Below are 6,319 nucleotides of genomic sequence, written 5' to 3'. Positions count from 1 at the left end.
TTGTGCTTTATTGACATAAAAAATCACCCCATTATGTAGATTGTACACGACCTTTTATTGACTGTCTACATAATGGGGGTAAGACCAAAACGCGACCCCCTTTATAAAAAGGAGTTAACTTTTTTAAGGCAATAAAACTTACTGAAATTGAATAAATTAAATTTCACATTAAATAGTTTTTTAAAACAGTACTTCTATATTATAAATTTAACTTAAAGTATATTCTTTAAAAATGATCTTCTATGTATTTTACATGCTCCAAATTCTTTTAAACCTTCAATATGTTTACTAGTGCCATAACCTGCATTTTCCTCAAAAGCATAATGTGGATATTCTTTTGAATAATCCTTCATTAAATTATCCCTATATACCTTTGCTAAAATCGATGCAGCAGCTATTGATGCTGACTTTGCATCACCTTTTATTACTGATTTATTTGGAATATTAATTCCTTTAATTAAATATCCATCTGATAAAACAAGATCTGGTTTAATACTCATAGATGTACAAGCTTCTAAGAATATAGTATTATTGCAATAAGCTATACCCTTTTCATCTATTTCATTATTTGATCTTTCTGAAATAAAATATGCTAAAGCTTTTTGTTTTATTATTTCTGCTAAAGCTTCTCTTTTCTTTTCTGATAATTTCTTGGAGTCATTCAACCAAAGTATAAGTTCATCTTCTATTACATTTAAATCCAATATAACTGCGCAAGCTACAATAGGGCCTGCAAGTGGTCCTCTACCAACTTCATCAACTCCAGCTATATATGTATACTTTCCAAAACCTTTATCAAAATTATACATTGATTTTACTCTTTGAACTTCTTTTTCTATCCTTTTCTTTTCTTTAAGTATTTTTTCACCTAATGCTTTGACATTTTTTCTTTCATCTAAAGCTAGTTTATCAATTAAATATACAAGCTCTGCATTATATCTTTCTTCAAGTATATTTATATCATCTACATAATGTTTTATTTCTTTATAACTTAAAGATTTTATATCCTTATTTAATAGATCCATTAAACTACTCCTCTAGCTCTTCTATATCATCTGGACGCTCAAGTGAAATATTACCTATTTTTCCACCTCTAAACTCATCTAAAAGAATTACAGCTATTCTATTATAATCTATTTCTCCACCCTTAACTAAGCACCCTCTTTTTCTCGCTATGCTATTTAGTGTTTCTAATGGATCTTCATTTATTTCTTCAATTTTATATCTTTCCTTTAATTTATTTCCATAAAAACTTTGAAGTCTTTTTACTAAATTAAATGAAAGTTCTTCTATATCCATTATTTCATCTTTAATAGCACCTGTAAACGCTAAATTAAGAGCTGTTTTTTCATCTTCAAACTTAGGCCATAAAACTCCAGGTGTATCTAGCATTTCTATATCCATCTTAGTTTTAATCCATTGTTTACTCTTTGTTACTCCAGGTCTATCACCTGTTTTTGCTATATTATTTTTAGCCATCTTATTTATAAATGTAGATTTACCTACATTAGGTATTCCTACTACCATAACTCTCATTTGTATTTTTACTAAACCTTTAGCCTTTAATCTATCATGCTTTTCTTTTAATAATAAATCTAAAGTTGGTTTAATTTGATTTAATCCTTTTCCTGTTAAACAATTTACCTCAATAACTTTTACATTTTCTGAAGATAAATGGTTCATCCACATCTTTGTTACTTTTGATTCTGATAAATCACTTTTATTTAAAAGTATAACTCTTGGTTTTCCTTCACAAAGTTTATCTATATCAGGATTTGCTGAGCTTCTTGGTATTCTAGCATCTCTAATCTCAATAACTGCATCTACTAGTTTTAAGTTTTCTTTTATTTCTCTTTGAGTTTTTTTCATATGTCCAGGAAACCAGTTTATTGTAGGCATATTAAAATTCCTCCCTATCTCTACTTACTATTTTTTATTATATCCATTTATATTTTCTTATATATCAGCAATGAAAAGTTTACTTTCTTTATAAATAAAAAGTAAAGAAAAAGGGACTTATAAAAGTCCCTTACTTAATCATTAGATAATTATCTAACGTTTAATTCTTTAACTTTAGCAGCCTTACCTACTCTATCTCTTAAGTAGAATAACTTAGCTCTTCTAACTTTACCTTTTCTTACAACTTCCATCTTATCAATGATTGGAGAGTTTATTGGGAAAGTTCTTTCTACTCCAGTTCCGTAAGCAACTCTTCTTACAGTGAAAGTTTCTCTTAATCCACCGTTTTGCTTCTTAATAACTGTTCCTTCAAACATTTGTACTCTTTCTCTTGTACCTTCTTTAATTTTAACGTAAACTTTAACAGTATCTCCTACGTGAAAATTTGGAAGATCGCTTCTCATTTGTTCTGCTTCAATAGCTCTTATTATTTCGTTCATTGTGTAGTCCCTCCTTAAATTTATATTAGACGTTCTTAACAAATACTTGACAGAGGACCGCCCGTACTAACACAAAGCTTATTTTAACATAAGTTATGTTATATTTCAACAATTTATTTATACTTTTCTAGTATTTTTCTGTCCTCTTTAGTGAGCATTATTTTATTATATAAATCTTCTCTTTTTATCTTAGTTATTATTAAAGATTGAGCCCTTCTCCACTTTCTTATATTCTCATGATGCCCTGAAAGCAACACGTCCGGAACTTTATCTCCCTCAAATTCTTCTGGCCTAGTATATTGTGGATATTCTAATAATCCATCTGAAAAAGATTCATCCATATAGCTTTCTTCTTTTCCTAGAACTCCACTTTTTAATCTTAATATAGAATCAATCACTGGAATTGCTGCCATTTCACCACCAGTTAATATAAAATCCCCTAATGATATTTCTAGATCTATATATTTATAAACTCTTTCATCAATGCCTTCATAATGACCGCATATAAATATAAGTTCATCTTCTTTTGCTAATTTTTTAGCCATACCTTGATTGAATGTTTTTCCTCTCGGTCCTAGAAAAATAACTTTTCCTTTATTAGTTTTTTTACAGTGCCTTATAGAATCCACCAATGGTTGAGGGGTCATTACCATTCCTGCCCCTCCACCATAAGGATAATCATCTACTTTTTTATGCTTATTTAGTGTAAAATCTCTTATATTTATTGCATCTATTTCTACAAGATTTTTTTCTTTAGCTTTTCCTATTATACTGTAATTAAATATATCAAACATTTCAGGAAATAATGTAAGAATATTAATCTTCATCTTGCCATTCTCCTACTGGTTTTATTGTAATTTTTCTATTTTCTACATCTATATCTGTAACTATGTCTAGAAGTACAGGTATTAATAATTCTTTAGGTTTTCTTATCCAATACACATCATTATTCTTTGTTTGTATTACATCATAAACTTCTCCTAAAGGTTTTCCTTCTGTATCATAAACATTACACCCTATTATATCTGCAATATAATAGGTATCTTCTTCTAATGGAACTGCATATTCTCTTGGAATTTCCATATACTTATTTTTATATTTTTCTGCTTCTTCTATAGAATCAATTCCTTCTATTTTTACTATTACTCTATCTTTTTGAAATTTACAACCTTGAATTTTTCTTTCTGTTCCATCTATTAATACAAAATCCAAATCATTATATCTTTTAGGATCATCAGTTAAAGCTATAACTTTTACTTCTCCCTTTAATCCATGAGTATTTACTATTTTCCCAACTCTTAAAATATCCCTCATTTTAGCACCTCTTTTTGTTAAATTATTTATTTTAATTTATCTATTTAGCTTAGTATTGTCAATATATACTAAAATTAAAACACTAATTTTCATTTAGTATATTTAATATTTCTAATATTTCTATAATCTTTAATAGATACATTAGAAATATTACAATAAATATATTAATCTATGTATTTACTTATATTAATTGAATGTTTAAAAAGAGTTAGGATTATCCTAACTCTTTACATCAATAATTTCAACTACTACTTTTTTGTCTTCTTTCATTGCTGCTGCTTTTACAACAGTTCTAATAGCTTTTGCTATTCTTCCCTGTTTACCAATTACTTTTCCCATATCTGCAGGAGCAACCTTTAGTTCCAGAATAATTGATTGCTCTCCTTCGATTTCATTTACATGAACTTCAGTTGGATTATCCACAAGGGATTTAGCTATAATTTCAATTAATTCCTTCATAAACACCTGTAATTATAGTAATTACAGAGTTCACCTCCTAAAAATTACTTATTTAATCCTGCTTGAGCAAAAAGTCTCTTAACTACATCTGTAGGTTGAGCTCCATTTTGTACCCATTTAGTAGCTTTTTCTTCATTGATTTTAACTTCAGCTGGTTCAGTTAAAGGATTGTAGTATCCTATTTCTTCGATGAATCTACCATCTCTTGGTGCTCTTGAATCAGCAACTACTATTCTATAGAAAGGAGCTTTCTTAGCACCCATTCTTCTTAATCTGATTTTTACTGCCATGTTGTTTCACCTCCTTTAAAAGTGTCATTATATTAACTCATAAAAGGTAATTTACCAAAGAATCCTTTTTTAGATTTCTTTTGAAATGACTTCATTTGTTTCATTTGCTTTCTCATCATATCAAAGCCCTTAATGAGTTTGTTTACTTCTTGTAATGATGTACCTGAACCTTTAGCAATTCTTTTTTTTCTTGAAGATGATCCAGCTATAAGCTTTGGATTTCTTCTTTCTTTTGGTGTCATTGAATGAATTATAGCTTTTACTCTGCCTAATTGTTTTTCACCAGCATCAAAATCTATATCTTTCATTTCTTTTGGAACCCCAGGCACCATTTCCAGTATCTTGCTTAAAGACCCCAGTTTTTTCATTTGCTCCATTGCTGTTAAATAATCTTCATAAGTAAAGTCATTTTCTAGCATTTTTGAGCTTAATTCTTGTGCTTCTTTATCGTCAAAGGCTTGCTGAGCTTTTTCTATTAATGAAAGAACATCTCCCATTCCTAATATTCTTGAAGCCATTCTATCTGGATAGAAAACTTCAAAATCGCTCATTTTTTCACCCACACCAATAAACTTAATTGGTTTTTCTGTAACACTTCTAATTGATAAAGCTGCTCCACCTCTTGTGTCACCATCAAGCTTAGTTAATATAACACCAGATACATCTAATGAATTATTAAAGCTTTCAGCAACATTAACGGCATCTTGACCTGTCATTGAATCTACTACCAGTAATATTTCTTGAGGATTTACTTCTTCTTTAATAGATTTCAATTCTTCCATAAGATTTTCATCTATATGTAGTCTACCTGCTGTATCTATTATTATTACATTATTTCCATTTTCTCTTGCATGAGCTATACCTGCTTTTGCTATATCAACAGGATTTACTTTATCACCCATTTGAAAAACTGGAATATCTATTTGCTTTCCAACTACCTCTAATTGTTTAATAGCTGCTGGTCTATATATATCACAAGCTACTAAAAGAGGTTTTTTATTTTGTTTTCTAAGTTGTAGTGCAAGTTTTCCACTCATTGTAGTTTTACCTGCCCCTTGTAGACCAGCCATCATTATAACTGTTGGTCCTACAGAGTTAAAGTTTAATTTACTTTCACTACCTCCCATAAGATTAGTAAGTTCTTCGTTAACAATTTTTATAACTTGTTGAGCTGGAGTTAAACTTTCTAAAACTTCATTTCCAACACACTTTTCACTGACACTTGAAATAAACTTCTTAACTACTTTAAAGTTAACATCAGCTTCAAGTAACGCAAGTTTTACTTCTCTCATGGCTTCTTTTATATCTTTTTCAGTTAGCTTTCCTTTGCCTTTAAGCTTCTTAAAAGCTTCCTGCAACTTATCGGATAAACCTTCAAAAGCCATGTTAATCCCTCCTATGATCTTATAAATCTTCTAATATACTTTTATATTTATTATAATCATCTTCAGATATTGAGTATTTATTCTTTAACTCCTCAAGAAGACTTATAATTACTTTTTCTTGATTAAAACTTTTTTTAAGTAAATTAAGTTTACTTTCATAGGATAGAAATTGTTTATAACATCTCTTTATTAAATCATGGATAGCCTGACGACTCGTGTTATTCAATTCAGCAATTTCGGCTAAGGATAAATCCTCATTATAGTAAAGCTCCATAATTTTATACTGTTTCTCTGTTAATAATGGACCGTACAAATCCATTAATAATGAAATCTCAACCCTATCTTCCATTTCATCACCTTACCCACAAAAGAGATTTTAACAAAACAATTCTATACTGTCAAGTACTTTTACTTAACACCCTACAAAAATTTTGTCCAAAATTTTTAAATGAACAATTGTTAATTATTAATT

9 protein-coding genes are annotated in these 6,319 nt (G+C 29.1%); all 9 read right to left on the bottom strand.

Annotation, left to right across the window (positions count from 1 at the left end; genetic code table 11):
- Nucleotides 1-212 precede the first annotated feature (212 nt).
- Nucleotides 213-1,025: a ribonuclease HII gene (locus tag J7M87_RS14775; protein ID WP_291652006.1), complete on the bottom strand. Its 813-nt coding sequence runs from the start codon at nucleotides 1,023-1,025 to the stop codon at nucleotides 213-215.
- 4 nt (nucleotides 1,026-1,029) lie between these two features.
- Nucleotides 1,030-1,899, bottom strand: coding sequence for a ribosome biogenesis GTPase YlqF (gene ylqF / locus J7M87_RS14770; protein WP_291652004.1), 870 nt, complete (start codon nucleotides 1,897-1,899; stop codon nucleotides 1,030-1,032).
- Nucleotides 1,900-2,048: 149 nt separating this feature from the next.
- Nucleotides 2,049-2,399 (bottom strand): 50S ribosomal protein L19, encoded by a 351-nt coding sequence (gene rplS, locus J7M87_RS14765; protein WP_291652001.1) that lies wholly within the window; start codon nucleotides 2,397-2,399, stop codon nucleotides 2,049-2,051.
- A gap of 113 nt (nucleotides 2,400-2,512) precedes the next feature.
- The gene (trmD, locus tag J7M87_RS14760; RefSeq protein ID WP_291651999.1) at nucleotides 2,513-3,226 is read right to left on the bottom strand and encodes a tRNA (guanosine(37)-N1)-methyltransferase TrmD; all 714 of its coding nucleotides are present in this window, start codon (nucleotides 3,224-3,226) and stop codon (nucleotides 2,513-2,515) included.
- Nucleotides 3,216-3,713, bottom strand: coding sequence for a ribosome maturation factor RimM (gene rimM / locus J7M87_RS14755; RefSeq protein ID WP_291651997.1), 498 nt, complete (start codon nucleotides 3,711-3,713; stop codon nucleotides 3,216-3,218). Before rimM ends, trmD begins: the two co-directional genes overlap by 11 nt.
- Nucleotides 3,714-3,932: 219 nt before the next feature.
- Entirely contained in the window at nucleotides 3,933-4,172 is a 240-nt protein-coding gene (locus J7M87_RS14750; protein WP_291651995.1) for a KH domain-containing protein, read from the bottom strand.
- A 44-nt stretch (nucleotides 4,173-4,216) separates the two neighbouring features.
- Nucleotides 4,217-4,462 carry a 30S ribosomal protein S16 gene (gene rpsP / locus J7M87_RS14745; protein ID WP_008678375.1) on the bottom strand — a complete coding sequence of 82 codons (246 nt, stop codon included), beginning with the start codon at nucleotides 4,460-4,462 and terminating at the stop codon, nucleotides 4,217-4,219.
- Nucleotides 4,463-4,494: 32 nt separating this feature from the next.
- A complete protein-coding gene (gene ffh, locus J7M87_RS14740; protein WP_291651992.1) occupies nucleotides 4,495-5,847 on the bottom strand; it encodes a signal recognition particle protein in 1,353 nt (450 codons plus the stop codon).
- A gap of 19 nt (nucleotides 5,848-5,866) precedes the next feature.
- Nucleotides 5,867-6,196, bottom strand: coding sequence for a putative DNA-binding protein (locus J7M87_RS14735; RefSeq protein ID WP_291651990.1), 330 nt, complete (start codon nucleotides 6,194-6,196; stop codon nucleotides 5,867-5,869).
- Nucleotides 6,197-6,319 lie beyond the last annotated feature (123 nt).

The organism is Clostridium sp., assembly GCF_017888565.1.
Taxonomy (GTDB): Bacteria; Bacillota; Clostridia; order Clostridiales; family Clostridiaceae; genus Clostridium.
This window is presented reverse-complemented; position numbering and strand designations above follow the sequence as displayed.